The organism is Sulfitobacter dubius, assembly GCF_027214245.1.
Lineage (GTDB): Bacteria > Pseudomonadota > Alphaproteobacteria > Rhodobacterales > Rhodobacteraceae > Sulfitobacter > Sulfitobacter dubius_A.
Map to the genome: position 1 here is coordinate 251,620 of NZ_JAPWHM010000005.1, position 24,091 is coordinate 275,710.

The 24,091-nt window shown below is 61.4% G+C and carries 21 protein-coding genes and 1 pseudogene; 10 read left to right on the forward strand and 12 right to left on the reverse strand.

Annotated elements, in window-relative coordinates; all coding sequences use genetic code 11:
* Window positions 1-60 precede the first annotated feature (60 nt).
* Window positions 61-2,334 carry an NADP-dependent malic enzyme gene (locus tag O4H31_RS14130; RefSeq protein WP_269346780.1) on the forward strand — a complete coding sequence of 758 codons (2,274 nt, stop codon included), beginning with the start codon at window positions 61-63 and terminating at the stop codon, window positions 2,332-2,334.
* A 58-nt stretch (window positions 2,335-2,392) separates the two neighbouring features.
* Here O4H31_RS14130 and O4H31_RS14135 read toward each other — a convergent pair whose 3' ends face one another.
* Window positions 2,393-2,503: a malic enzyme gene (locus O4H31_RS14135; protein WP_067267274.1), complete on the reverse strand. Its 111-nt coding sequence runs from the start codon at window positions 2,501-2,503 to the stop codon at window positions 2,393-2,395.
* A 143-nt stretch (window positions 2,504-2,646) separates the two neighbouring features.
* Window positions 2,647-3,408 carry a MipA/OmpV family protein gene (locus O4H31_RS14140; RefSeq protein ID WP_082849434.1) on the reverse strand — a complete coding sequence of 254 codons (762 nt, stop codon included), beginning with the start codon at window positions 3,406-3,408 and terminating at the stop codon, window positions 2,647-2,649.
* Between the two features lie 189 nt (window positions 3,409-3,597).
* Between O4H31_RS14140 and O4H31_RS14145 the strand changes: the two are divergent.
* The 3 genes and pseudogenes from O4H31_RS14145 to O4H31_RS14155 all read left to right on the forward strand — a co-directional run bounded on the left by O4H31_RS14145 (window position 3,598) and on the right by O4H31_RS14155 (window position 8,071).
* Window positions 3,598-5,489 (forward strand): annotated as a pseudogene (locus O4H31_RS14145) (propionyl-CoA synthetase).
* 226 nt (window positions 5,490-5,715) lie between these two features.
* Window positions 5,716-6,810, forward strand: coding sequence for a carboxynorspermidine decarboxylase (locus tag O4H31_RS14150; RefSeq protein ID WP_269346782.1), 1,095 nt, complete (start codon window positions 5,716-5,718; stop codon window positions 6,808-6,810).
* A gap of 19 nt (window positions 6,811-6,829) precedes the next feature.
* Window positions 6,830-8,071, forward strand: coding sequence for a saccharopine dehydrogenase family protein (locus tag O4H31_RS14155; protein WP_269346783.1), 1,242 nt, complete (start codon window positions 6,830-6,832; stop codon window positions 8,069-8,071).
* 66 nt (window positions 8,072-8,137) lie between these two features.
* On the opposite strand, the gene O4H31_RS14160 is transcribed toward O4H31_RS14155, so the two are convergent.
* Entirely contained in the window at window positions 8,138-8,335 is a 198-nt protein-coding gene (locus tag O4H31_RS14160; protein WP_269346784.1) for a CsbD family protein, read from the reverse strand.
* A 142-nt stretch (window positions 8,336-8,477) separates the two neighbouring features.
* Window positions 8,478-9,239 (reverse strand): NAD kinase, encoded by a 762-nt coding sequence (locus O4H31_RS14165; protein ID WP_067267283.1) that lies wholly within the window; start codon window positions 9,237-9,239, stop codon window positions 8,478-8,480.
* 181 nt (window positions 9,240-9,420) lie between these two features.
* Here O4H31_RS14165 and glyA point away from each other — a divergent pair, with 181 nt between their 5' ends.
* Together glyA and O4H31_RS14175 are read left to right on the forward strand one after the other, a co-directional pair.
* Entirely contained in the window at window positions 9,421-10,698 is a 1,278-nt protein-coding gene (glyA, locus tag O4H31_RS14170; RefSeq protein ID WP_269346786.1) for a serine hydroxymethyltransferase, read from the forward strand.
* Window positions 10,699-10,980: 282 nt separating this feature from the next.
* The gene (locus tag O4H31_RS14175) at window positions 10,981-11,379 is read left to right on the forward strand and encodes a cupin domain-containing protein (RefSeq protein WP_067916484.1); all 399 of its coding nucleotides are present in this window, start codon (window positions 10,981-10,983) and stop codon (window positions 11,377-11,379) included.
* Between the two features lie 18 nt (window positions 11,380-11,397).
* On the opposite strand, the gene O4H31_RS14180 is transcribed toward O4H31_RS14175, so the two are convergent.
* A complete protein-coding gene (locus O4H31_RS14180) occupies window positions 11,398-11,772 on the reverse strand; it encodes a hypothetical protein (RefSeq protein ID WP_269346790.1) in 375 nt (124 codons plus the stop codon).
* A 53-nt stretch (window positions 11,773-11,825) separates the two neighbouring features.
* Between O4H31_RS14180 and O4H31_RS14185 the strand changes: the two genes are divergently transcribed.
* On the forward strand, window positions 11,826-12,611 hold the full coding sequence (locus O4H31_RS14185) for an alpha/beta fold hydrolase (protein ID WP_269346791.1): 786 nt from the start codon (window positions 11,826-11,828) through the stop codon (window positions 12,609-12,611).
* A 156-nt stretch (window positions 12,612-12,767) separates the two neighbouring features.
* Window positions 12,768-16,127, forward strand: coding sequence for a carbamoyl-phosphate synthase large subunit (carB, locus tag O4H31_RS14190; protein ID WP_269346792.1), 3,360 nt, complete (start codon window positions 12,768-12,770; stop codon window positions 16,125-16,127).
* A 55-nt stretch (window positions 16,128-16,182) separates the two neighbouring features.
* Here the strand turns inward: carB and O4H31_RS14195 are convergent, their stop codons facing one another.
* From O4H31_RS14195 to O4H31_RS14205, 3 genes are read right to left on the reverse strand one after another with little or no spacing between them, the layout of a single operon-like run.
* Window positions 16,183-16,746, reverse strand: coding sequence for a TadE/TadG family type IV pilus assembly protein (locus O4H31_RS14195; protein WP_269346795.1), 564 nt, complete (start codon window positions 16,744-16,746; stop codon window positions 16,183-16,185).
* Window positions 16,743-17,273: a TadE/TadG family type IV pilus assembly protein gene (locus O4H31_RS14200; protein ID WP_067631235.1), complete on the reverse strand. Its 531-nt coding sequence runs from the start codon at window positions 17,271-17,273 to the stop codon at window positions 16,743-16,745. Before O4H31_RS14200 ends, O4H31_RS14195 begins: the two co-directional genes overlap by 4 nt.
* Window positions 17,270-18,973, reverse strand: a complete 1,704-nt coding sequence (locus O4H31_RS14205) for a TadE/TadG family type IV pilus assembly protein (protein ID WP_269346802.1) — start codon at window positions 18,971-18,973, stop codon at window positions 17,270-17,272. Before O4H31_RS14205 ends, O4H31_RS14200 begins: the two co-directional genes overlap by 4 nt.
* 417 nt (window positions 18,974-19,390) lie before the next feature.
* Here O4H31_RS14205 and O4H31_RS14210 point away from each other — a divergent pair, with 417 nt between their 5' ends.
* Both O4H31_RS14210 and O4H31_RS14215 read left to right on the forward strand, forming a co-directional pair.
* Window positions 19,391-20,515 (forward strand): beta-ketoacyl-ACP synthase III, encoded by a 1,125-nt coding sequence (locus O4H31_RS14210; protein WP_269346803.1) that lies wholly within the window; start codon window positions 19,391-19,393, stop codon window positions 20,513-20,515.
* Window positions 20,516-20,602: 87 nt separating this feature from the next.
* Window positions 20,603-21,184 (forward strand): thymidine kinase, encoded by a 582-nt coding sequence (locus tag O4H31_RS14215; protein ID WP_269346804.1) that lies wholly within the window; start codon window positions 20,603-20,605, stop codon window positions 21,182-21,184.
* Here the strand turns inward: O4H31_RS14215 and O4H31_RS14220 are convergent.
* From O4H31_RS14220 to O4H31_RS14235, 4 genes are read right to left on the reverse strand one after another with little or no spacing between them, the layout of a single operon-like run.
* On the reverse strand, window positions 21,181-22,131 hold the full coding sequence (locus tag O4H31_RS14220; RefSeq protein WP_269346806.1) for a 2-hydroxyacid dehydrogenase: 951 nt from the start codon (window positions 22,129-22,131) through the stop codon (window positions 21,181-21,183). The two genes, O4H31_RS14215 and O4H31_RS14220, sit on opposite strands and share 4 nt — an antisense overlap.
* Complete coding sequence (locus O4H31_RS14225) at window positions 22,128-22,466, reverse strand: tRNA-binding protein (RefSeq protein ID WP_269346809.1); 339 nt, start codon at window positions 22,464-22,466, stop codon at window positions 22,128-22,130. The genes O4H31_RS14220 and O4H31_RS14225 overlap by 4 nt, the downstream gene beginning before the upstream one ends.
* Window positions 22,459-23,274, reverse strand: a complete 816-nt coding sequence (proC, locus tag O4H31_RS14230; protein ID WP_269346811.1) for a pyrroline-5-carboxylate reductase — start codon at window positions 23,272-23,274, stop codon at window positions 22,459-22,461. Before proC ends, O4H31_RS14225 begins: the two co-directional genes overlap by 8 nt.
* Before the next feature lie 31 nt (window positions 23,275-23,305).
* Entirely contained in the window at window positions 23,306-23,806 is a 501-nt protein-coding gene (locus tag O4H31_RS14235; RefSeq protein ID WP_067622761.1) for a YbjN domain-containing protein, read from the reverse strand.
* Window positions 23,807-24,091: the final 285 nt, after the last annotated feature.

Consider the following 24,091-nt stretch of genomic DNA (forward strand, 5'->3'; position numbering starts at 1 on the left):
CTTTGCTTGCGCGCAAAAATTAGTTTAACGCTAAACCATTATTCGGGAGGAGCATGAACGATGTCCGACACCCCCACCTTGCGCCAAGCAGCATTGGACTACCACGAACACCCCCGGCCCGGTAAGCTGGAGGTCCGCGCGACCAAACCGCTGGCCAATGGCCGCGATCTGGCACGCGCCTATTCGCCCGGCGTGGCCGAGGCTTGTATCGAGATCAAGAACGACCCGGATACTGCCGCCCGCTATACCTCGCGCGGCAATCTGGTGGCCGTGGTCACCAATGGCACTGCGGTGTTAGGGCTGGGCAATATCGGCGCGCTGGCCTCCAAACCGGTGATGGAGGGCAAGGCCGTGCTCTTCAAGAAGTTCGCCAATATCGACTGTTTCGACATCGAGCTGGATCAATCAGACCCCGAAAAGCTGGCCGAGATCGTCTGCGCGATGGAGCCGAGTTTTGGCGCGATCAACCTCGAAGACATCAAAGCCCCGGATTGTTTCGTTGTCGAGAAAATCTGCCGCGAGCGGATGAACATCCCCGTCTTCCACGATGACCAACACGGCACCGCCATCGTCGTCGGCGCGGCAGCGAAAAACGCGCTGCATGTGGTGGGTAAGAAGTTCGAGGACATCAAGATCGTCTCGACCGGTGGCGGGGCGGCGGGGATCGCCTGCCTCAACATGCTGCTGAAACTGGGTGTAAAGCGCGAAAACGTCTGGCTGTGTGACATCAACGGGCTGGTCTATGAGGGCCGGACCGAGGACATGAACCCCAGCAAAGCGGAATATGCGCAGAAGTCCGACCTGCGCACGCTGGACGATGTGATCGACGGGGCGGACCTTTTCCTTGGCCTGTCGGGCCCCGGCGTGCTGTCGCCTGAAATGGTCGCGAAGATGGCCAAACGCCCGATCATCTTTGCGCTGGCGAACCCGACGCCCGAAATTCTGCCCGATCTGGCCCGCGCTGTGGCACCCGACGCGATCATCGCCACCGGGCGCAGCGATTTTCCCAATCAGGTCAACAACGTGCTTTGCTTCCCCTTCATCTTTCGCGGTGCGTTGGATGTGGGCGCGACCACGATTAACGACGAGATGAAGATCGCCTGTATCGACGGCATCGCCGCCCTCGCCCGCGCCACGACGAGTGCGGAGGCGGCAGCGGCCTATCAGGGCGAACAGCTGACCTTTGGCGCGGAATACCTGATCCCGAAACCCTTTGATCCGCGCCTCATCGGCGTGGTCTCTTCCGCCGTGGCCAAGGCCGCGATGGAGACGGGCGTGGCGGCGCGGCCCATCGAAGACCTCGACGCCTACAAACGCAAACTCGACGGGTCGGTGTTCAAATCGGCGCTGATTATGCGCCCGGTTTTTGAATCCGCCCGCTCCTCCCCCCGCCGTCTGGTCTTTGCCGAGGGCGAGGACGAACGCGTGCTGCGCGCCGCCCAAGCGATCATCGAAGAAACGGTGGAACGGCCCATTTTGATTGGCCGCCCCGAAGTGATCGAACGGCGCATCGAAAAGGCCGGGTTGAACCTGCAACTGGGCCAAAACGTCGATCTGGTGAACCCCGAGAACGACCCCCGCTACCGCGACTATTGGGAGACCTATCACAGCCTGATGTGCCGCCGCGGCGTCAGCCCCGACATCGCCCGCGCCATCATGCGCACAAACACCACCGCCATCGGCGCGGTCATGGTGCACCGCGGAGAGGCCGACAGTCTGATCTGCGGCACCTTTGGCGAATTTGGCTGGCATCTGAACTACGTCAATCAAGTGCTGGGCCGCGACGGTTTCCGCCCGCATGGCGCGCTCTCGATGATGATTCTCGAAGACGGGCCGCTGTTCATCGCGGACACCCAAGTGAACCTGCACCCCACCCCCGAACAGATCGCCGAGATCGCCATCGGGGCTGCCCGCCACGTGCGGCGCTTTGGGATCGAGCCGAAAGTCGCGCTTTGTTCGCAAAGCCAGTTTGGCAATCAGGGCGAAGGGTCCGGCAAGCGCCTGCGCGCGGCGCTGCAAATCCTCGACGCAGGCGACCATGATTTCGTCTATGAAGGCGAGATGAACATCGACACCGCGCTTGACGCCGAGTTGCGCGCGCGGCTGTTGCCTTGCAACCGGATGGAAGGGGCCGCCAATGTGCTGGTCTTCGCCCATGCCGACGCGGCCTCGGGTGTGCGCAACATCCTGAAAATGAAGGGCGATGGGCTTGAGGTCGGGCCGATCCTAATGGGGATGGGCAACCGGGCGCATATTGTCTCGCCCTCGATCACCGCGCGCGGGCTGCTTAACGTGGGCGCCATCGCGGGCACCCCGGTCGCGCATTACGGCTAAGGCCCCAAACAAAACGCCGCCCCCTTCGGGGGACGGCGCTGCGTGTTCGGGCGTTTGCTTATTTACGGGGCGTGGCGGGCTTGATGTCCGCGACGGAGGACGGGGCCTTGGCGGCGGGTTTTGCCGCGGCCTTGGCTTGCTTCTTCTTGTTGCCGATTTTGTCACCCATGTTCGGGCCCTTTGTCATGCGAGGGGCGCTGGCATTATGCCGCGCCTAGCTTCACCATGACAAAAATCCTTGCCGCAAACTGATCCGTTTTCGACCAAGATGTCGCAAAAGGCGCGCCGCCCCGAGAGGCGGCGCAATGTCGCTTAGAACCGCCAGTTGAACGCGCGGCTGACACCGATGCGCATGGTCCATTGATCATCAGAACCGGCCTGCGTGATCGGGCTGTCGGCGGCGTCATTCAGCAGACGTTGATAGGCCACGGCCCCTTCAAGCGCCCATGCCTCGTCCAGACGGTAGGTCGCTTGCACTTCGACGCCCGCCCCCAGCAGACCGCCTTCGGCCTCATAGGCCGCCAAGGTCGGTGTGGCCGTGTCGACGCCGAAATAAGTGTCGGCATAGGTGTCATTGCCAAGGCTGAAACGCGGGCCTGCGGTGATGGTCCAACGCTCATCGGGGCGGAAAATCACGTCAGCGCCGATGTCGCCGGTCACGCCTTCATGCCCGCCAAACCCTTGGCGCACTTTGCCGAAGACCTGCCAGTTCACCTCGCGGTAGACCACGCCAAAGCCCAGTTCGACCGCCGCATCGATGTCCTCAAGCCCCGCCAGTTCGGGGTGATCGGAACTGTCACGCTCGCCCAGATAGCGGAACGCGCCGGTAAAGCCGAAACCGGTCTTGGGCGCTTCGCCGATGTTGGTGCCGATCTTGCGCCCGCCCCACTCGAGCGAACCAAAGGTAAAGGCCAAATCCGGCGTCGCGCGATAGCTGCTGGCGCCCGGATAATCCGGTGCCGCCCCCACCCCGCCGCGCAGGGCGAAGTTGAACGAACGGTCCTGCGCCGCCACCGGCAGCGCGGCAACCATGGCGAGGCAGGAAGCAAGGGGCAGAGAAAGGGCGAGACGCATGTGGGCAGGCTCCAAAAGAAATAGGGTTTCGAGGCAATCTAGCATGACGCGCCGCAACTGACAGGAACAATAGTGATCCGCTTGCCGAAATCTTTCTAAGCGGCCAGAGTGGCTGGAAATATTTGCGCGCAAGTACAGCTATACCCGGCCCGCGGGTTTGCCGCACAGTGCAACAGGAGGAGGAACACCATGGGATACCGCGACACCTACGACCGCTGGCAGGCCGATCCGGAAGCCTATTGGCTGGAGCAGGCCGAGGCGATCGACTGGGACATCGCGCCGAGGCGCGCGCTGTATGACCGGGGCGACCATATCTATGAGTGGTTTGCGGATGCCAGTGTAAACACCTGCTACAACGCTGTGGACCGCCATGTTGAACAGGGCAATGGCAAGCGCGTGGCGATCATCTATGACAGCCCGATCACCGGCAACAAATCGACCCTGACGTATAGCGAGTTGCAGGCCCATGTTGCCTCGCTCGCCGGGGCGCTGGTGGCCCAAGGGGTCGAGAAAGGCGACCGCGTGGTGATCTATATGCCCATGGTCCCCGAAGCGGTTGAAGCGATGCTGGCCTGCGCACGGATTGGCGCGATCCATTCAGTGGTCTTTGGCGGTTTTGCCTCAAGCGAGCTGGCGGTGCGGATCGACGACTGCAAACCCAAGGCGATCATCGCCGCCTCTTGCGGGGTTGAGCCATCGCGCGTGGTCGATTACAAACCCCTACTGGACGGGGCCATCGAACAGGCCACACACAAGCCCGACACCTGCATCATCCTGCAACGCGGCCAGAAACCCTGTGAGTTGAACCCCGAGCGGGACATCGACTGGTACGCCTCCCAAGACGGCGTGCGCCCGGCCCCATGCGTGCCCGTGGAGGGGAACCACCCGGCCTATATCCTCTATACCTCTGGCACTACCGGGCGCCCAAAGGCGTGGTGCGGCCCACCGCGGGGCATCTGGTGGCGCTGAACTGGACGATGAAAAACATCTATAACGTCGAACCCGGGGAGGTGTTCTGGGCCGCATCAGACGTGGGCTGGGTCGTGGGCCACAGCTACATCTGCTACGCGCCGCTGATTGCGGGCAACACCACCGTTGTGTTCGAAGGCAAACCCGTAGGCACCCCCGATGCCGGCACCTTCTGGCGGGTGATCGAAGAGCATGGCGTGTCGAGCTTCTTTACCGCCCCCACCGCGATCCGCGCCGTGAAGCGCGAAGACCCGGATGGCGAGGAGATTAAGAAATACGACCTGTCAAGCCTGCGTGCGCTTTACCTCGCGGGGGAACGGGCCGATCCGGATACCGTGGAATGGGCGCAGGAGAAACTGGGCAAGCCGGTCTACGATCACTGGTGGCAGACCGAGACCGGCTATACCATCGTCGGCAACCCGGCGGGGCTTGAGGCGCTGCCGGTCAAGGTCGGCTCGCCCACCGTGCCGATGCCGGGCTATGACGTGCAAATTCTGGATGAGCGCGGCGACCCCCTGCCCGCCGGAGAGTTGGGCGCCATCGCCATCAAACTGCCCCTGCCCCCCGGCACCCTGCCGGGGCTTTGGAACGCCGAAGACCGCTTTCGCAAATCCTACCTCGCCACCTTCCCCGGCTATTATGAGACTGGCGATGCGGGGCGGATTGATGAGGACGGCTATGTCTGGATCATGGCGCGCACCGATGACGTGATCAACGTCGCGGGCCACCGGCTGTCGACCGGCGCGATGGAAGAGGTCTTGGCCGGTCACCCCGATGTGGCCGAATGCGCCGTTGTGGGGGTGAGCGACGAGCTTAAGGGCCAGTCGCCCGTTGGTTTCTTGTGCCTCACCAAAGGCGTCGACCGCCCGCATGAGGAAATTGTAGCCGAATGCGTCACCCGGATGCGCGATCAGATCGGCCCCGTCGCCGCCTTCAAACAGGCCGTGGTGGTGGACCGCCTACCCAAAACCCGCTCGGGCAAGATCCTCCGCGCGACCATCGTAAAAATCGCGGATGGAGAAGATTTCAAGCCGCCCGCAACCATCGACGACCCGGCGATTTTGGACGAAATCCGCGACGCGCTGAAAGGCATCGGCTACCCGCAGTCGTAACCAATCAACTCCATGGCGGTGGACCTTTGCAGGGCTGGCGCTAAACTCAGACCCAAGGAAACGCGCGTGCCGTCCAGCCCGCGCGTTTTTTACAATTGCGTTGCTTGCGCGAAATATGCGAAGCGCCACCGGAAATGCCTCCAAGCGGGGCCAACCACGACAGCACATTCAGTGGGTCTTTTCCCTCCCGGAGCTAGCCCTCCGGCCGCGCAGAAAGGTTTTCGACGTGCAGACACCCTATTACCTGATCGACAAGGCCAATCTCCGCGACAATATGGAGAAGATCGCCCGCCTGCGTGCCCTCTCGGGCGCGCGTTGCCTGCTGGCGCTGAAGTGTTTCGCCACATGGTCGGTTTTCGATTTCATGTCGGAGTATATGGACGGCTCGACCTCCTCTTCGCTCTATGAGGTGCGGCTCGGGGCCGAGAAATTCCCCGGTGAGACCCATGCCTATTCGGTGGCCTATGCCGAGCATGAGATCGACGAGGTGCTGGGCCACGCTGACAAGATCATCTTCAATTCCATCGGCCAGCTCGACAAGTTCGACACGCAGTCTTCGGGCCACATCCGCGGCCTGCGGGCGAACCCCGGCGTCTCGACCTCGGAGTTTGACCTTGCCGACCCCGCCCGCCCTTTCAGCCGTCTGGGCGAGCATGACCCGGCGGCGATTGACGCCGTGGCAGACCGGATCACCGGGCTGATGTTCCACAACAACTGCGAAAACGACAGTTTCGAGCGGTTCGACGAGATGCTGACCCTGATCGAAGACCGCTTTGGCGCTGTGCTGCACAAGATGGACTGGATCAGCCTCGGTGGCGGCATCCATTTCACGGGCGCGGACTACCCGCTTGATGATCTGGCGCTGCGGCTGAAATCCTTCGCCGAAGCCTTTGGCGTGCAGGTCTATCTGGAGCCGGGCGAGGCCGCGATTACCGGGGCGGCGACGCTGGAGGTTACCGTGCTCGACACGATGCACAACGGCAAAAACCTTGCCATCGTCGACAGCTCCATTGAGGCGCATATGCTCGACCTGCTGATCTACCGCGAACCGGCCAAGATCGCGCCCGACACAGGCGACCACGAATGGATGATCTGCGGCAAATCCTGCCTTGCGGGCGATATCTTTGGCGAGTTCCGCTTTGATGCGCCGCTGAAAGCCGGTGACCGGCTCTCGTTCCAAGACGCTGCTGGCTACACGATGGTCAAGAAAAACTGGTTCAACGGCGTCAAGATGCCCGGCATCGCGATCCGCGAGTTGGACGGAACCACCCGAATGGTGCGCGATTTCGACTATGACGATTTCGCCGCCGCCCTGTCGTGACAAGAAAGAGGTCAACACTATGAAACGCAATGTTCTTATCATCGGCGCGGGCGGCGTCGCACAGGTTGTGGCGCATAAATGCGCGCAGAATAATGATCGTTTGGGTGATCTTCACATCGCCAGCCGCACGGTTTCGAAATGCGAGGCGATCATCGCCAGCGTGCATGAGAAAGGCGCGATGAAGCGGGACGGCGTGTTCAAGGCGCATGCCGTCGACGGGATGGACACCGATGCCGTGGCCGCCCTGATCAATGAGACCGGCTGTCAGATCGTGATCAACGTGGGTTCCCCCTTCGTCAACATGACGGTGCTTGAGGCCTGCATCCAGACCGGCGCCGCCTATATCGACACCGCGATCCACGAAGACCCGACCGAGATCTGCGAGACACCGCCGTGGTATGGCAACTACGAATGGAAGCGCCGCGAGGCCTGCGCCGAGGCGGGCGTGACCGCGATTCTTGGCGCTGGCTTCGATCCCGGCATGGTTAACGCCTTCGCGCGTTTCGCGGTTGATGAGTTCATGGACGAGGTCAAATCCATCGACATCGTCGACATCAACGCAGGCGACCACGGCAAGTACTTCTCGACCAACTTCGACCCTGAGATCAACTTCCGCGAATTCACCGGCACGGTCTACAGCTGGCAAGAAGGCGAATGGAAAGAGAACAAGATGTTCGAGGTGGGCCGCGAATGGGATCTGCCCGTGGTCGGCAAGCAGAAAGCCTATATGTCGGGCCATGATGAGGTGCATTCGCTGGCCGCGAACTACCCCCAAGCCGACGTGCGTTTCTGGATGGGTTTTGGCGATCATTACATCAATGTCTTCACCGTTCTGCAAAACCTCGGCTTGCTCTCCGAACAGCCCGTGACCACCGCCGAAGGGCTGGAAGTCGTGCCGCTGAAAGTGGTGAAGGCCGTACTCCCCGATCCGTCGAGCCTTGCGCCGAACTACACCGGTAAAACCTGCATCGGTGATCTGGTGAAGGGCGTGAAGGACGGCGAAGAGGTTGAGGTTTTCGTCTACAACGTCGCCGATCACAAGGACGCCTATAACGAGGTCGGCAGCCAAGGCATTTCCTACACCGCAGGCGTGCCGCCCGTGGCCTTTGCGATGCTGATCGCCGACGGCACCTATGATGGCGGCACCATGGTCAATGTCGAAGAACTGGACCCGAAACCGCTGTTCGGCCTGCTGGATGACATCGGCCTGCCGACCCGCGTGAAAGACGACAAGGGCGACCGCGCTTGGCACGAGGCCTGAGCCTCTCCTGAAACGCAAAAGGCGACCCCCGAGGGGGTCGCCTTTTTTTAATGCACGCTACGAAAATCAGTATTTCGCAGCGAAGTCATCGACTTGACGCTCGGCCTCATCTTTGGCGATGCCATAGCGTTCTTGAATCTTACCCACCAACTGCTCGCGGTTGCCACGGGCTTCGGCGATTTCGTCGTCGGTCAGATCGCCCCATTGCGATTTCACCGCGCCGGTCATCTGTTTCCAATTGCCTTCGATACGGTCCCAATTCATGTCAGGTCTCCTTTCATAGGCTGCGAAGATGCGGGGACGTCCCGCTCTTGCAGGTACAACGCTGGCGCGAAGTCAGGGTTCCCTGCCCGAGGAGCACAGAGGCGGAAAGACGCCGTCTGCAAGGCTGCAGTGACGGGCGCCGTTAGTTGAACTGTTCCGAGATCAACCGCTCTTCCAATCCATGACCGGGATCGAAGAGGATCCGATGGCTCACGCTTGGATCCGAAGAGACCTCAACCGTGGTCACATCGCGGTGCGATTGCCCGTCGGCATCCGCCATCACAGGGCGTTTTTGCGGCTCTTGCACGTCAAAGCGCACCGTCGCCCGTTTCGGCAGCAACGCCCCGCGCCAGCGGCGTGGGCGAAAGGCCGCAATTGGGGTCAAGGCCAGCACATCCGACCCAATCGGTAGGATCGGCCCATGCGCGGAGTAGTTATAAGCGGTGGAGCCCGCAGGCGTCGCCACCAGCGCCCCGTCGCAGACAAGCTCCTCCATCCGCTGCCGCCCGTCTATCGTGATGCGCAGCTTGGCCGCCTGCGGCCCTGCACGCAGCAAGGACACCTCATTGATCGCAAGCGCGGTCGAGATGGTCCCATCGATATGGGTGGCGCGCATGACCAGAGGGTTAATCACCGCCTCTTCCGCCGCCGCCAGCCGCGCTTGCAGATCGCCCTCGCGGTAGGCGTTCATCAAAAAGCCGATGGTGCCCCGGTTCATCCCATAGACGGGTGCGTCCATGTCTTGGGTGCTGTGCAGCGTGTGCAGCATGAAACCGTCACCCCCGAGCGCCACGATCACCTCGGCCTGACGCAGTGGCACGTCACCATAGCGCCCGATCAAAGCGGCCCGCGCCGTTTGGGCCACGCTGGCCCGGCTGGCCACAAAAGCGATCTTTAAGGACATGTCAGCAGGCTCATCCCGGCGAAGTTTCCGATCATCGGCGTTTGGGGCCAAAACAATCACATTATTCCGCGCGCCACCAGTGTTGACGCACATATCTTGCAACCTGTCGGTTTACAGCCTTCACCTCGGCCCGCGTTTCCGATAGGCAACACGCGAAACCAGCCCCAATGAGGATCCCCTGATGTCCGATTTCTTCACCAAATCTCTTGCTGATTCCGACCCGGCCCTCGCCGCTGCGATTGATGCCGAACTGGGCCGCCAGCGCGACGAGATCGAGTTGATCGCCAGCGAGAACATCGTCTCTGCTGCGGTGCTTGAGGCGCAGGGCAGCATCATGACCAACAAATACGCCGAAGGCTATCCGGGCCGTCGCTACTATGGCGGATGCGAGCATGTCGACGTGGCCGAGAACCTTGCCATTGAACGCGCCTGCGCGCTGTTCGATTGCGCTTTCGCCAACGTCCAGCCGAACTCCGGCAGCCAAGCGAACCAGGGCGTCTTCACCGCGCTGCTGCAACCCGGTGACACCATTCTGGGGATGAGCCTTGATGCCGGGGGCCACCTGACCCACGGGGCCAAGCCGAACCAGTCGGGCAAATGGTTCAACGCCGTGCAATACGGTGTACGCAAACAGGACAACCTGCTGGATTACGACCAAGTCGCCGAACTGGCGGCTGAGCATAAGCCCAAGATGATCATCGCCGGCGGCTCCGCCATTCCGCGTCAGATCGACTTTGCCAAAATGCGCGAGATTGCCGACAGCGTGGGCGCCTACCTGCTGGTCGACATGGCGCATTTCGCCGGGCTCGTGGCGGCGGGTGAGCATCCCTCCCCCTTCCCCCATGCGCATGTGGCGACGACCACCACCCACAAAACCCTGCGCGGCCCGCGCGGCGGCATGATCCTGACCAATGACGAAGCGATCTCGAAGAAGATCAACTCCGCCATCTTCCCCGGCATTCAGGGCGGCCCTCTGATGCATGTGATCGCGGCCAAGGCTGTGGCCTTTGGCGAAGCGCAGCGCCCCGAGTTCAAAGCCTACGCCAAGCAGGTCATCGCCAACGCGCAGGCGCTGTCGGATCAGTTGATCAAAGGTGGCCTCGACACCGTAACCCATGGCACCGACACCCATGTGGTGCTGGTCGATCTGCGCCCGAAAGGCGTGAAAGGCAACGACACCGAGAAGGCTCTGGGCCGGGCGCATATCACCTGCAACAAGAACGGAGTGCCCTTTGACCCGGAAAAGCCAATGGTGACGAGCGGCATCCGTCTAGGCTCGCCTGCGGGCACGACGCGCGGCTTTGCTGAGGCCGAGTTCCGCCAGATCGCCGATTGGATCATCGAAGTGGTCGACGGGCTGGCGGCTAATGGTGCGGATGGCAATGCCGAGGTTGAGGCGAAAGTCGCCGCCGAAGTCGAAGCGCTGTGCCAGCGTTTCCCGATGTATCCGAACCTGTAAGCAATTGGGCCCTCGCAGCGATGCGGGGGCCTTTTTCTAAAGAATTCCTTTGCCCGGAATCAAGGCGCCCTGCGCCGCCGGGCAGCGCCCGACCGCCCCATGGGCGGGCGCTTCTGCGACGAAGCACGTCAGATCACCCCCACATCAAACTTGAGAAATAAAGTGGTCTTGGCGCGGTTGCGATGCCCACCCGCGGACCGGCGCTGCCCTCTGATGCATTGTTACGCTTCCCCTTGCCGATCCCCCCGCCCCGCGCCACATTCTTCTGCAAAGGAGAACCGCATGATCATTCACCCCAAAGGCAGCCGCCCCTCTGAGCCCGGCCCCGAAGATTACTTCACCGGAGAGGTCGAGATGGCCCCGCTGATCTCTGCCCCGGCCCCCGCCCGCCTGCGCGGGGTGACGGTGACCTTTCAGCCCGGCGCGCGCACGGCGTGGCATGTCCACCCTCTGGGCCAGACCCTAATCGTCACCGAAGGCACCGGCCGCGCACAGACCGAAGGCAGCCCGGTGCAAACGCTTAACAAAGGCGATGTCGTTTGGTTCGGCCCCGGAGAGAAACACTGGCACGGCGCCGCGCCCGACAGCGCGATGACCCATATCGCCCTGCAAGAGGCACAGGTCGGCGAGGCTGTCGAATGGATGGAAAAGGTAACGGACGCGGATTACGACCCGGCCTGAGCTCTTGGGCGCGGCGGCTTAAACGTAGCCGCGCCACCAAAGCCAGATCACGAAGCCCACGAAAACCACGAGGATGTTAAAGGCCACCCCAGCCAAGCGATCCAGAATGATCCCGCGCCGCCGGGCCTTGGGGTCGATCTCACGCAAATGGGCCGTGACCCGGTTGAAGGCCGCCCAAACCGGGGCATCCTCCAACTGACGAGCGATATGAGGGTTGGCGACCAGATGTTCGGTCTTGCTCAGCAACACCCCATCGCCGCGAATGCCGCGCGGCAGTTCCGGCCCCGCGCGGTGAAACGCCTCGCGCAGATCGCGGGCTTTGATGCGCAGCCGATCCTCGAACACGGGGCGCAGCGCCTCGGCGCGGGTGTTGAAATCTTGGCGGTCAATCATGCGCGCATCTAATCGCTCTGGTCCCCGGGCTGCAATGCCTGTAATTTGACCGCATGTTGAATTACACTGAATATGGCGAAGCCAACGCTGACCGTCCGTCCCTGTTTATCGTTCATGGCCTCTATGGCTCTGGCCGCAACTGGGGCGTCATCGCGAAACGTCTTTCCGACAATCGCCACGTCGTCACGGTGGACATGCGCAACCACGGCAGCAGCCCTCATCATGACAGCCATAGCTATCCCGAGATGGCGCAGGATCTGGCCGAGGCGATCACCCATCTGGGCGGTCCGGTGGACATCTGCGGCCACTCCATGGGCGGCAAGGCGGTGATGATGCTGGCGCTGACCCGGCCCGATTTGCTGCGGCGGATGATCGTTGCCGATATCGCCCCTGTCACCTACGGGCACACACAGCAGATGTTCATCGACGCCATGCGCGGCGTGGACCTCACCCAGATCGAACGCCGCTCGGACGCCGAAGCGCAACTGGCCACAGCCGGGGTAGAGCGCGCTTTGCAGAGCTTTTTCACCCAATCGCTCGACCTGCCCGGCAAGCGCTGGCGGCTGAACCTCGACGCGCTAGAGGCTGAGATGCCCAAGATCATCGGCTGGCCCGATGATGTGAGCGGGCAATTCGCGGGGCCGACCCTGTTCCTCTCGGGGGGGGCCTCGGACTATGTCCAGCCCGAACACCGCGAGCCGATCAAGGCGCTGTTCCCGCAAGCACGCTTTGCCAAGATTCCCGGAGCGGGGCATTGGCTCCATGCGGAAAAACCGCGCGAGTTCGAGGCGACGCTGCGCATTTTTCTAAACGCCGAAGGCGGCGCGCCTGTGGGCTGACCCCATCCGCCCCGCCAGATCGCCCCAGCACAGCGCCCGCAAGGGTTGAACAGACGGCCCCGCCCTTATTTATGGGGCCGTCAAAGCCATTCCCCCCTTGCAGCCCGTGCCGCCATCCCTATAAGGCAGGACAATTTGCAAATTTAGGGGGCCGCCATGCCGAAACGTACCGACATCCAGTCGATCATGATCATTGGTGCGGGGCCGATTGTCATCGGACAAGCCTGCGAGTTCGACTATTCCGGCGCACAAGCCTGTAAAGCGCTGAAAGAGGAAGGCTACCGCGTCATCCTCGTCAACTCCAACCCGGCCACGATCATGACCGATCCGGGCCTTGCCGATGCCACCTATATCGAGCCCATCACACCCGAGATCGTCGCCAAAATCATCGAAAAAGAACGCCCCGACGCGCTGCTGCCCACCATGGGCGGCCAGACCGGGCTGAACACCTCGCTCGCGCTCGAAGAGATGGGCGTGCTTGAGAAATTCGGCGTCGAGATGATCGGGGCCAAGCGCGAGGCCATCGAGATGGCCGAAGACCGCAAACTCTTCCGCGAGGCGATGGACCGTTTGGGCATCGAAAACCCCAAGGCCACCATCGTCACCGCGCCCAAACGCGCCGACGGCAAGAAGGACCTCGCCGCTGGCGTGAACCTTGCCCTCGAGGCGCTGGAATACGTCGGCCTGCCCGCGATCATCCGCCCCGCCTTTACCATGGGCGGCACCGGCGGCGGCGTGGCCTACAATCGCGAAGACTACGAATTCTACTGCCGCTCGGGCATGGACGCCTCGCCGATGGGCCAGATCCTCGTCGATGAGTCGCTGCTGGGCTGGAAGGAATACGAGATGGAGGTGGTGCGCGACACCGCCGACAATGCGATCATCGTCTGCTCGATCGAGAACATCGACCCGATGGGCGTGCATACCGGCGACAGCATCACCGTGGCCCCGGCCCTGACGCTCACGGACAAAGAATACCAGATCATGCGCAACCACTCCATCGCCGTGCTGCGCGAGATCGGGGTGGAGACCGGTGGCTCCAACGTGCAATGGGCCGTGAACCCCGCCGATGGCCGCATGGTCGTGATCGAGATGAACCCGCGTGTGTCGCGCTCCTCGGCGCTGGCGTCCAAGGCGACCGGCTTCCCCATCGCCAAGATCGCGGCGAAGCTTGCCGTGGGCTTTACGCTGGACGAGCTCGACAACGACATCACCGGCGTCACGCCCGCGTCTTTCGAGCCGACCATCGACTATGTGGTCACCAAGATCCCCAAATTCGCCTTTGAGAAATTCCCCGGAGCCGAGCCTTACCTCACCACCGCGATGAAATCGGTGGGCGAGACCATGGCCATCGGCCGCACCATCCATGAAAGCCTGCAAAAGGCGCTGGCGTCGATGGAATCGGGCCTCACCGGCTTTGACGAAGTGGCCATCAGCGGTCTCAACAGCGACCTGCCCGGCGACGCGCCAGAGAATATGGCGGCGCTGATCAAAGCCGTGTCGGCGCCCACGCCCGACCGGATGCGCACCATTGCGCAGGCGATGCGTCACGGCATGTCCGACGACGATCTGCATGCGCATACCATGTTCGACCCGTGGTTCCTTGTCCGGATCCGCGAGATCATCGAAGCCGAAGAGGGCATCCGCGCCAGCGGCCTGCCCGATGATGCCGATACCTTCCGCGAGTTGAAAATGATGGGCTTCACCGATGCCCGGCTCGCCATGCTGACCGATAGCCGCGAAGCGCAGGTTCGCGACGCGCGACTGGCTCTCGGCGTCAAAGCCGTCTTCAAACGCATCGACACCTGCGCCGCCGAATTCGAAGCGCAGACCCCCTATATGTACTCCACCTACGAAAGCCCGCTCATGGGCGAGGCGGAATGCGAAGCGCGGCCATCAGACCGCAAGAAGGTCGTCATCCTCGGCGGTGGCCCGAACCGCATCGGCCAAGGCATCGAGTTTGACTACTGCTGCTGCCACGCCTGCTATGCGCTCACCGACGCGGGCTATGAGACCATCATGGTCAACTGCAACCCCGAGACGGTCTCGACCGACTATGACACCTCGGATCGCCTGTACTTTGAGCCGCTGACCTTTGAACACGTGATGGAAATCCTGCGCGTCGAGCAGGAGAACGGCACGCTGCACGGCGTCATCGTTCAGTTCGGCGGCCAGACCCCCTTGAAGCTTGCCAATGGCCTGCAAGAGGCCGGCATCCCGATCCTTGGCACCACGCCCGACATGATCGATCTGGCCGAAGACCGCGAGCGTTTCCAGCAGCTTGTGCTGAACCTTGGCCTGAAACAACCACACAACGGCATCGCCCATTCCGACGCCGAAGCGATGGAAATCGCCAAGGAAATCGGCTTTCCGCTGGTGATCCGCCCCTCCTACGTTCTGGGTGGCCGCGCGATGGAGATCGTCCGCGATCAGGCCAGCCTTGAGCGCTACATCACCAATGCGGTGGTCGTGTCCGGCGACAGCCCGGTGTTGCTCGACAGCTACCTGTCGGGCGCGGTGGAACTGGATGTCGACGCCCTTTGCGACGGCGAGAATGTCCATGTCGCGGGCATCATGCAGCATATCGAAGAGGCGGGCGTTCACTCCGGCGACAGCGCCTGCTCCCTGCCGCCCTACTCGCTCCCGCGCGAAATCATAGCAGAGGTCGAAGAGCAGACCCGCGCGCTGGCAAAGGCGCTTAACGTCGTGGGCCTGATGAACATCCAGTTCGCAGTGAAAGACGGCGAGATTTACCTCATTGAGGTCAACCCCCGCGCCTCGCGCACCGTGCCCTTCGTGGCCAAGGCGACGGACAGCGCCATTGCTTCCATCGCCGCGCGGATCATGGCTGGGGAGCCGCTCAGCAACTTCCCGCAGCGCCCGCCCTACCCCGATCAGGCCGCATATGAAGACACCCTTCCGCTGGGCGATCCGATGACATTGGCCGACCCGAATATGCCGTGGTTCTCGGTCAAAGAAGCGGTTCTGCCCTTCGCCCGTTTCCCCGGCGTCGACACGCTTTTGGGGCCGGAAATGCGCTCCACCGGCGAGGTCATGGGCTGGGACCGCGACTTCCCCCGCGCCTTCCTCAAGGCGCAGATGGGCGCTGGCAACCCACTGCCGCGCAACGGCTGTGCCTTCCTCTCGGTCAAGGATGCCGACAAGGGCCAAAATATGCTGGAGGCCGCGGAAATCCTGCTGGACCAAGGCTTTACCCTGATCGGCACCCGTGGCACCGCGGAATGGCTCACCGCCAATGGCCATACCTGCGATGTGGTGAACAAGGTCTACGAGGGACGCCCTGACATCACCGACATGATGAAAAACGGCGATGTGCATCTGGTGATGAATACCACGGAAGGCGCGCAGGCGGTCGAAGACAGCAAGTCGATCCGCTCCATCGCGCTTTACGACAAGATCCCCTACTTCACTACCGCCGCAGGTGCCCATGCCGCGGCACTGGCGATCAAGGCGCAGGCCGAGGATGCAATCGGTGTGAAAGCGCTTCAAGGGTAAGAAATCGGGGCTGCCCATTGGGCAGCCCCTTTTTTCCAAGCGGGGCAGTGCCCGCTTAGCTGATGATGCACCTGATCCAGCAAAGCTGGGGCGCGAACCGCATTCTTGTGGCGTGCGACACGCTGACCTCTTTGGCTTCCAAGCCAATCTGCGCAATCGGTTCGTGGGTAAAACTTGTCTCAACCAGCACAAGACGGTCGCCATCGGCCATCAGCGGCACGCGCTCACGCGAGAGACCAGCGATAAAGTCGAGATCAAGCAGGCTGTCCAGACCGATCCCCTGCGAGAAATCCACCGCGAGGATCCGACGGCCCAGACTGTCACAGTCCAGAATGCAGCGCACCTGAGTGATCCGCAAAGAAACCTCATACCCGGTGAGCTGCTCTGCGACCGATTGCAGCCCCAATAGGTCAGCGGCGGTGATTGGCGTCGTCTGGCGCGACAGGCTGTCGGCGATGACGGCGGTGGCATCGGTCGCCATCCCGCGCACCCGAAAGGCATCCGTGAAGGTCAGCATCGCCATGATCGACCAAACCAGCAAAGGCAGCAGCACCAAGAAGGCAATCGTCTGGCTGCCCTCTTCGGACTGGAAAAAACGCTTTAAAGAAATCGCCCTCATCCGCGTGGCTCCGTTACGAAAGCGGTGGTGACCCGCACGCCGTATTGCCCGTCGGACCCTTCGGGCAGTTGACGGCCCAAACCGGTCCCCGGCAAAAGCGGCTCAAAAAGTCGACACACCCGCATCATCATCAGATTGTTCTGCTGGCCGGGCAGAAAGCCGTTTGCCGGGTCGAAATCTTCGTCCCGGTCCACGCAAGGTGCAGGCCCGCCCAAGTCGGCCCAATCGGCAATCGGCATGGCGCGCATCTCGATCCGGATATTTTCTAGGCAGCCCGCATCAAAGACCGAACGCTCGCAAATCAGCGCCTTCATCGCATCATAGCCCGGCGTGGCGCCGGTCGCCAGACGCACGTCCCGCACGGCCAAATTGGTAGCCCGGCGCAGCATGATCTCACGCGCGCTCCACAGACCGGTCTCAAGCGCGAGGAAGAAGAAGTAAAAGACCAGCGGCAACAGGATGACGAACTCGACGGTGACCCCGCCCGCCTCGGACCGGCGAAAGCGGTCTTTGAGAAAGCGTATCATTTCGTCAGCCTCAGCATAGAGATGGACGCGGCGATCATGTCGAATGCGGTTTGGATTTCCAAACCCTGAACGTCGAAATAATGGGCCTCGGATGAGGCGCAATCTTTCAGGAGGTTGAGTGAGTTGGTACTGTCGACATCCATGCCGATGGAATAGACCACGACCCCAGCGGTATTCGCGACACCGCAGATTTGACGCAGCCGCCGGTCCTTCTCGCTCGCACTGATTGTGTTATGCATGTTGGCCCAGAAGCTGCTCGCAAGGGAGCTCCAAACCTGCGATCCGCCCCACCAGGTCACCGATCGCCGCCGACCATAGAGATTATATCCGTAGTAGTAGGGGGACATCTCTGCCCAAACCTCGGGCCAGTCGAGCCACTCTTCCTCTCCCTGACTCTTATATTTCTCTAAACTAGGATGATTAAGCAGTGTGGTGTCATGCCACATCCGGTCGGACCCCCAAGGATGGGTCGCGTAAAAGTAGGCTTCGGGATAGGAATTATCCCCGTCGTACTCGTTTGAGCGTTCCGCCGAATCCGCTGTATAAAACACGACCGAACCGTAATCAGTGCGGATAACGTCGGACTCGCCAGATGCATATTCGGGCTCAAGTCGATATTCCGGATAGTTCTCACCATCCGTCATCAGCACCAGTACTTTCATGCTGTTCTCAGCGCCATGCGGATGTGGACGGCCTTGGAACTCAGGTTCCACCAAACCGGCGTTGATCAATCCGTTCACTGGCTCTTGCGCGGAGGGGTCAAGCAATGCCAACCCCCATTTCGCACCAACATCGATCGACGTTGACCCTTCGGCGGTCAAGGCAAGAATTTGCGATCTCAGTACCGATACCGAGTCCGACAGTGGCGTGATCGCAAAGCCCCCGTCTTTACGGCAAACCCACTGGCCACGATCCCGATCAGAAGTCGACATGCTCTGGAACTGAAAGTGTCCGGTCCGCTGGATCTGTTGGTCGGGATCGATCGATAAGGAGCCGTAATCATTCGCGTCAAAATCTATGCAATGCGAATAGTTATGCTCTGTGGTTGCTGCATATTGGCCCAGCAGAGCCTCCCCTGCGTTAACCTTCGTCGAATAGGGAACAATCGAAATCGACACACGCCCCTCTTCGGAATCGCTTAGGATTGTCTCCACGAAATCGATGGCCGCGCGCTTAAGCAGGGTCAGCTTAATCCCGGTTCGGTCGCTGGTCTCCTCCCCCATCGACCCCGACACGTCGAGCACGAGCGAAATCTCGATATCTTCCACCCGCTCGGTCGCCTCTGACGTGATCGTCATGCCAAGCGTGTCGATGTCGAAAAATCGAAAGAAATAGGTGTTCAGCCCGGCGGGAAGCGAGGCTTCGACCGTGCGCCCCACCAAAATGCCGCCGATCTTTTCTTCGCTCGTGTCGATCGCCACCTCGGAGGGGTCAAGCCCCGCAGACGTCAGGTAGCTGCGCACGACCTCTTCGGGGTCGAGGTTTTGCGACAGGCTGGCCGCGGCCAGCACGGCGTTGTCGAGGTGGGTCTGAAATGTGGTCCGCGTCCGCTCGTGGTTCGCCAGATCCACGGCCAGACCGCCAAAGATCGTAATGCCAAAAAACACGACCAACATAAGGACCAGCATCCCGCCGGCCTCGTCCTTGGAAAAACGCTTCACCCGATCGAAAAACATTCGACTAATAACTTTGCGCCTCATGACACCTCTCTTTTTCGGAGGTTGAATTCGTGAGCAAATTCTGTGCTCTAGGCTGCGGTATCCGTCATTGATGGACCTGTAAATCACGCGCCGAAATGGCCGCCGCCCTTAAAAAAATCTGTCTGTTCTCGTTCAATTAATGATTGCTAACGAGCGATCACTGCGCCCTGGCGGTTGCATAGTCAAGCCAGCGCGTATCGCCCTAGGCGATCAAATTTTTCGACTGTAGCGGCATTCACACGCCTGCCACCTCAAAGCCGTGGCAAGTCCCGCGCGGTTTCGCTAAAGTATGAAACCTGCACCTTGCTGCCCCTGCATCAGAGTGCGCCGACCATGACAACGGCCCCTTGCAATTCCACCGGGGCTGCTCAGCTTTAGTAGACCAGCCACGCCGTTGGAGAGAAAGGGATCACACCGATGTATCAAGCCGCCATCACCGGCACGGGCGTTTTCACGCCTCAGCAGACCATCACCAACGCCGAACTGGTCGAAGCCTTCAACGCCTATGCCGACCTCTACAACGCCGAGAATGCCGAGGCGATTGAGGCTGGCACCCTAGAGGCCAAGGCGCATTCCTCGGAAGAGTTCATCGTCAAAGCCAGCGGCATTGAGCAGCGCTATGTCATGGACAAATCCGGCGTGCTGGACCCCAATGTTATGCACCCCCTGCTGCGCCAGCGCGCGGATGAGGAACCCTCCCTAATGGCGGAAATGGCGGTTGATGCTGCGCAAAAAGCGCTCGCTGCCGCTGGAAAGACAGCCGATGACGTGGATGCGGTGATCTGCGCGGCTTCCAATCTTGAGCGCGCCTACCCCGCCGTGGCCATCGAAATTCAAGAGCTTCTGGGCGTGAAGGGTTTTGCCTTCGACATGAACGTGGCCTGTTCTTCGGCCACATTCGGCATTCAGGCGGCGGCTGATATGATCCGCTCCGGCTCCATCCGCTCTGCCTTGGTGGTGAACCCGGAAATTTGTTCGGCCCACCTCGAATGGCGCGACCGGGATTGCCATTTCATCTTTGGCGATGTCGCGACCGCCACACTGCTGGAGCGTGCCGAAGATGTCGAAGGCCCCTGTTTCGATGTCATCTCTACCCGCTGCGCGACTGAGTATTCTAACAACATCCGAAACAACAATGGCTTCCTCCGCCGGTCCCGCCCTGACGGGCTGAGCGACCGACGCGACATGCAGTTCATGCAGAATGGGCGCAAAGTGTTTAAGGAAGTGTTGCCCATGGTGGCCGACCATATCGGCGGGCATATGGCCGACAATGGGCTGGAGTCCGACGACCTTAAACGCATTTGGCTGCATCAGGCGAACAAGTCGATGAACGATTTCATCGGGCGCAAGGTGCTGGGACGGGAGCCTGAGCTGGGCGAACAGCCCAACATTCTGCAAGACTACGCCAATACCTCCTCCGCTGGGTCGATCATCGCTTTTGCGAAGAATTCCAATGACCTGCAAGACGGGGACACGGGGCTGATCTGCTCTTTCGGGGCGGGCTATTCTGTTGGATCGGTGATCGTTAAAAAGCGCGGTTAACCGCCCGCGCCTTGCCCCGCCCGCCTGCACGATCAAGGCGGGGTTTCCATCTTGATCCGCTGTCATGGGCGGCGTAACACCCTGCCCATGGCAAAGCTTTACTTCAATTACTCCACCATGAACGCTGGCAAATCCACGGTGCTGCTGCAGGCGGCACACAACTATGTGGAGCGCGGCATGGTGCCCTATCTGCTGACCGCGCAGTTCGACAATCGCGCGGGCGAAGGGCGCATCGCCTCGCGCATCGGCATCGGGCAAGAGGCCGATACCTTCGCCCCGGGCGAAGACCTTTTGGCCAAGATCGAAAGCCGGTTAGAGCAAGGCCCATGCGCCTGTATCTTCGTCGATGAGGCGCAGTTTCTTGAGGTCGAGCAGGTCTGGCAACTGGCCCGCGCGGTGGATGATCTCGGCGTGCCGATCATGTGCTTTGGGCTGCGGGTCGATTTCCGGGGTGAGCTTTTCCCCGGCTCCGCCACCCTGCTCGCGCTGGCCGATGAGATGCGCGAAGTGCGCACCATTTGCCATTGCGGCAAAAAGGCTACGATGGTCGTGCGCCGCGACGCTGAAGGGCAAGCGATGCGCGACGGCGCGCAGGTGCAGATCGGCGGGAACGAGACCTATGTCTCACTCTGCCGCAAACACTGGCGCGCCGCCGTGGGCGATGGCTAAACCCGGTTCGGCGGGGTGCTTCCGTCGACGAAGGCTTGTAGATTGGCCACAGCCATCAGCCCCATATCGACGCGGACCTCATGCGCCGCGGTGCCGAGGTGCGGCAACAGCACAGCATTGTCGAGATCGCGCAGCGCCTGCGGCACTTTGGGTTCGAACTCATAGACATCCAGCCCCGCACCGCCGATGCGCCCCGCTTGCAGAGCTTCGATCAATGCGGCCTCCTGTACCACATCGCCGCGGGCAATGTTGATCAGATGGGCATGGGGCTGCATCGCCCCGAGCACGCTCTCATCAATCAAATGCCGTGTCTCGCCGCCGCCGGGCACGGCGACGACAAGCACATCAACAGCCTCGGCCAGCGCAGTCAGGCTTTCGACACGGGTGGCCGGGAAATCGAGGTCTTTCTTACTGCGGTTAAAATAGCTGACCTGCATGTCGAACCCATAGTGACACCGCCGCGCGATGGCCTGCCCGATCCGGCCCATGCCGACGATGCCGACACGCTTGCCGGTCAGGTGCAGTCCCAGCATCTGGGTCGGGTGCCACCCTTCCCACGCGCCCGAGCGGACCAACCGCTCCCCTTCGGCGGCACGGCGGGCGGACATCAGCATGAGTGTCATGGCGACATCCGCCGTGGCATCAGTGACGGCGCCGGGCGTGTTGGTCACCTCCACCCCCGCCGCGCGGGCCGCTGCCGCGTCGATGTGGTTATAGCCGACGCCAAAATTGGCGAGGATCTTGCAGCGTGGGGCAGGCACATCGGCAAAGACTTCGGCCGAGAATACATCCCCCAAGGTCGGCATCACCCCGTCATAGTCGCGCAAAGCCGCGCGCATTTCATCGGCCGACAGGGGCGCGGTTTCCTCGCGAACGGTTACCTCGCAGCCCGTCAAGGTGACGGTGACCTCCTTGGGCAAGGGTCTGGCAATCAGTATCTTTTTCAATGCATCCGCCCTCCTTCGGGCACTTTTTGATCGGGCGACACCAGCACGATCTCTCCGTCCTTATCCGGCAGGCCAAGCACCAGCACTTCGGACATGAAAGGCCCGATCTGGCGCGCGGGGAAGTTCACCACGGCCATGACCTGCCGCCCCACCAGCGTTTCGGGTGTATAATGCGCCGTGATCTGGGCAGAGGTCTTACGCTCCCCAATCTCAGCGCCGAAATCCACCCAGAGTTTGATTGCCGGTTTACGCGCTTCGGGGAAGGCTTCGGCCCGGGTCACGGTGCCGACGCGAATGTCGACCTTGAGAAAATCGTCAAAAGTGATCTCAGCCATTGGCCAACTCCCGCGATCTGTCTGCGGCAGCGGCCACAGCGCGTTTCAACAAGGGTGGGAAGCCTTCGGCCTCATCCATCAGAACCTCAAGCGCCGCTTGGGTGGTGCCATTGGGGCTGGTCACGTTGACGCGAAGCTGGGCGGGGTCTTCTTCGGCCTGCATCGCCAGCGCCCCTGCCCCGGCCACGGTCGCCTTGGCCAATTGCATGGCCAGTTCTTCGGGCAAGCCTTGGGCCACCCCGGCGGCGGCCATGCATTCGATCATGTGAAAGACATAGGCCGGGCCCGAGCCGCTGACCCCCGTGACCGCGTCGATCTGCGCCTCTTCGGCCAGACGCACGACCTCACCCACGGCACTGAGCAGGGTCTCGGCCTCATCCAAAGACCGGCTGCCCGCCTTGGCGTTGCCAACGATGGCGGTGATCCCTTTGGAAATGGCAGCGGGGGTATTGGGCATGGCCCGCACGATGGGTGTGTCGCCGCCAAGGACGCTTTCGAAATAACCGATGGTGGTGCCCGCCGCGACGCTGACGAAAAGCGTCTCGCCGTTGCCCATCGGCCGAAGCGTCGGCAGCGCATCCGACATCATCTGCGGCTTGACCGCCACCAGCACCACGGCCGGAGTGGCGGGCAGCGTGGCGTTAAGGTTCACGCCCGTGCTTTGCAGCCAATCGGAGGGCTTGGGGTCCACGACCCAAACCGAGCTTGCAGGCAGTCCCTTTGCCAGCCAGCCTTCCAACATGGCCGATCCCATTTTGCCACAGCCCAGCAAAACCAAGCCATCGCGCGCCACTCTGCCGTCTTTCATTGTCATCCCCCGAAGTTGTTCGGGGACTTTGTTACGCCCGGCCGTAAGCCTCTGCAATGGCGACGTCCATCGCGGCCTTGGGGGTTTGATCGCCCCAGACGAGCAATTGCAGCGCGGGGTAGTAGCGTTCGGCGCTCATGACAGCGGCACCGATCATCGTATCAATCTGCTCTGGGCCCGCGACCTGCCCACCGGCCAGCACCAAGCCGTAACGGTAGACCATCAACTGCTGATCCGGCCAGAAACTGAACGCCCCCGCCCAGCATTGATCGTTGACGAGGTTTAACAATTCGTAAAGCTGCGGCAGTTTTTCGGCAGGCGGCTCCATCTCGAAGGTGCAAATCAGGCGCAGCGTTTCGTCATAGGCAGACCATGCCAGCGTTATCGAATATGTTCGCCATTGCCCTTCGACAGCCATGGCGATTTGGTCATCCGCCACGCGGTCGAACTCCCAATCATGGTGCGCCGCGATATTTTCAACGATATCAATCGGGTGAACGTCTTCTTCAAGGTAATGCTCGGACAGGGCCATTTCGCCACCTCTCAATCTGTTCCACGGGGCGGGACGTGGCCCACCATTCATGGAAGCCTGCACAAATAGGCGTGTAGGTTCACATCACCTATACAAGATATGGTGCTTCTAGCGGAACAGTCTGGCAAGGTTTTTCTTGGGGATAACCACAATTGATAGGGGATAACCGCAATAACTTGTGGGTAAATCGCGGAAAACGTCTACAATTTGGAGAGAGGTGCTGCGCCGGGGCGTAATTCGCCTCAGTCGGCCCGGAGGATTGCCGCCCCTACCATGGGGGCGACG

Bases quoted from the DNA above. Each gene is read 5' to 3' on its own strand.
- O4H31_RS14130 (WP_269346780.1), top strand. From the start codon at position 61: ATGTCCGACACCCCCACCTTGCGCCAAGCAGCATTGGACTACCACGAA.
- O4H31_RS14135 (WP_067267274.1), bottom strand. From the start codon at position 2,503: ATGGGTGACAAAATCGGCAACAAGAAGAAGCAAGCCAAGGCCGCGGCA.
- O4H31_RS14140 (WP_082849434.1), bottom strand. From the start codon at position 3,408: ATGCGTCTCGCCCTTTCTCTGCCCCTTGCTTCCTGCCTCGCCATGGTT.
- O4H31_RS14155 (WP_269346783.1), top strand. From the start codon at position 6,830: ATGAAACGCAATGTTCTTATCATCGGCGCGGGCGGCGTCGCACAGGTT.
- O4H31_RS14160 (WP_269346784.1), bottom strand. From the start codon at position 8,335: ATGAATTGGGACCGTATCGAAGGCAATTGGAAACAGATGACCGGCGCG.
- O4H31_RS14165 (WP_067267283.1), bottom strand. From the start codon at position 9,239: ATGTCCTTAAAGATCGCTTTTGTGGCCAGCCGGGCCAGCGTGGCCCAA.
- glyA (WP_269346786.1), top strand. From the start codon at position 9,421: ATGTCCGATTTCTTCACCAAATCTCTTGCTGATTCCGACCCGGCCCTC.
- O4H31_RS14175 (WP_067916484.1), top strand. From the start codon at position 10,981: ATGATCATTCACCCCAAAGGCAGCCGCCCCTCTGAGCCCGGCCCCGAA.
- O4H31_RS14180 (WP_269346790.1), bottom strand. From the start codon at position 11,772: ATGATTGACCGCCAAGATTTCAACACCCGCGCCGAGGCGCTGCGCCCC.
- O4H31_RS14185 (WP_269346791.1), top strand. From the start codon at position 11,826: ATGTTGAATTACACTGAATATGGCGAAGCCAACGCTGACCGTCCGTCC.
- carB (WP_269346792.1), top strand. From the start codon at position 12,768: ATGCCGAAACGTACCGACATCCAGTCGATCATGATCATTGGTGCGGGG.
- O4H31_RS14195 (WP_269346795.1), bottom strand. From the start codon at position 16,746: ATGAGGGCGATTTCTTTAAAGCGTTTTTTCCAGTCCGAAGAGGGCAGC.
- O4H31_RS14200 (WP_067631235.1), bottom strand. From the start codon at position 17,273: ATGATACGCTTTCTCAAAGACCGCTTTCGCCGGTCCGAGGCGGGCGGG.
- O4H31_RS14205 (WP_269346802.1), bottom strand. From the start codon at position 18,973: ATGAGGCGCAAAGTTATTAGTCGAATGTTTTTCGATCGGGTGAAGCGT.
- O4H31_RS14210 (WP_269346803.1), top strand. From the start codon at position 19,391: ATGTATCAAGCCGCCATCACCGGCACGGGCGTTTTCACGCCTCAGCAG.
- O4H31_RS14215 (WP_269346804.1), top strand. From the start codon at position 20,603: ATGGCAAAGCTTTACTTCAATTACTCCACCATGAACGCTGGCAAATCC.
- O4H31_RS14225 (WP_269346809.1), bottom strand. From the start codon at position 22,466: ATGGCTGAGATCACTTTTGACGATTTTCTCAAGGTCGACATTCGCGTC.
- proC (WP_269346811.1), bottom strand. From the start codon at position 23,274: ATGAAAGACGGCAGAGTGGCGCGCGATGGCTTGGTTTTGCTGGGCTGT.
- O4H31_RS14235 (WP_067622761.1), bottom strand. From the start codon at position 23,806: ATGGCCCTGTCCGAGCATTACCTTGAAGAAGACGTTCACCCGATTGAT.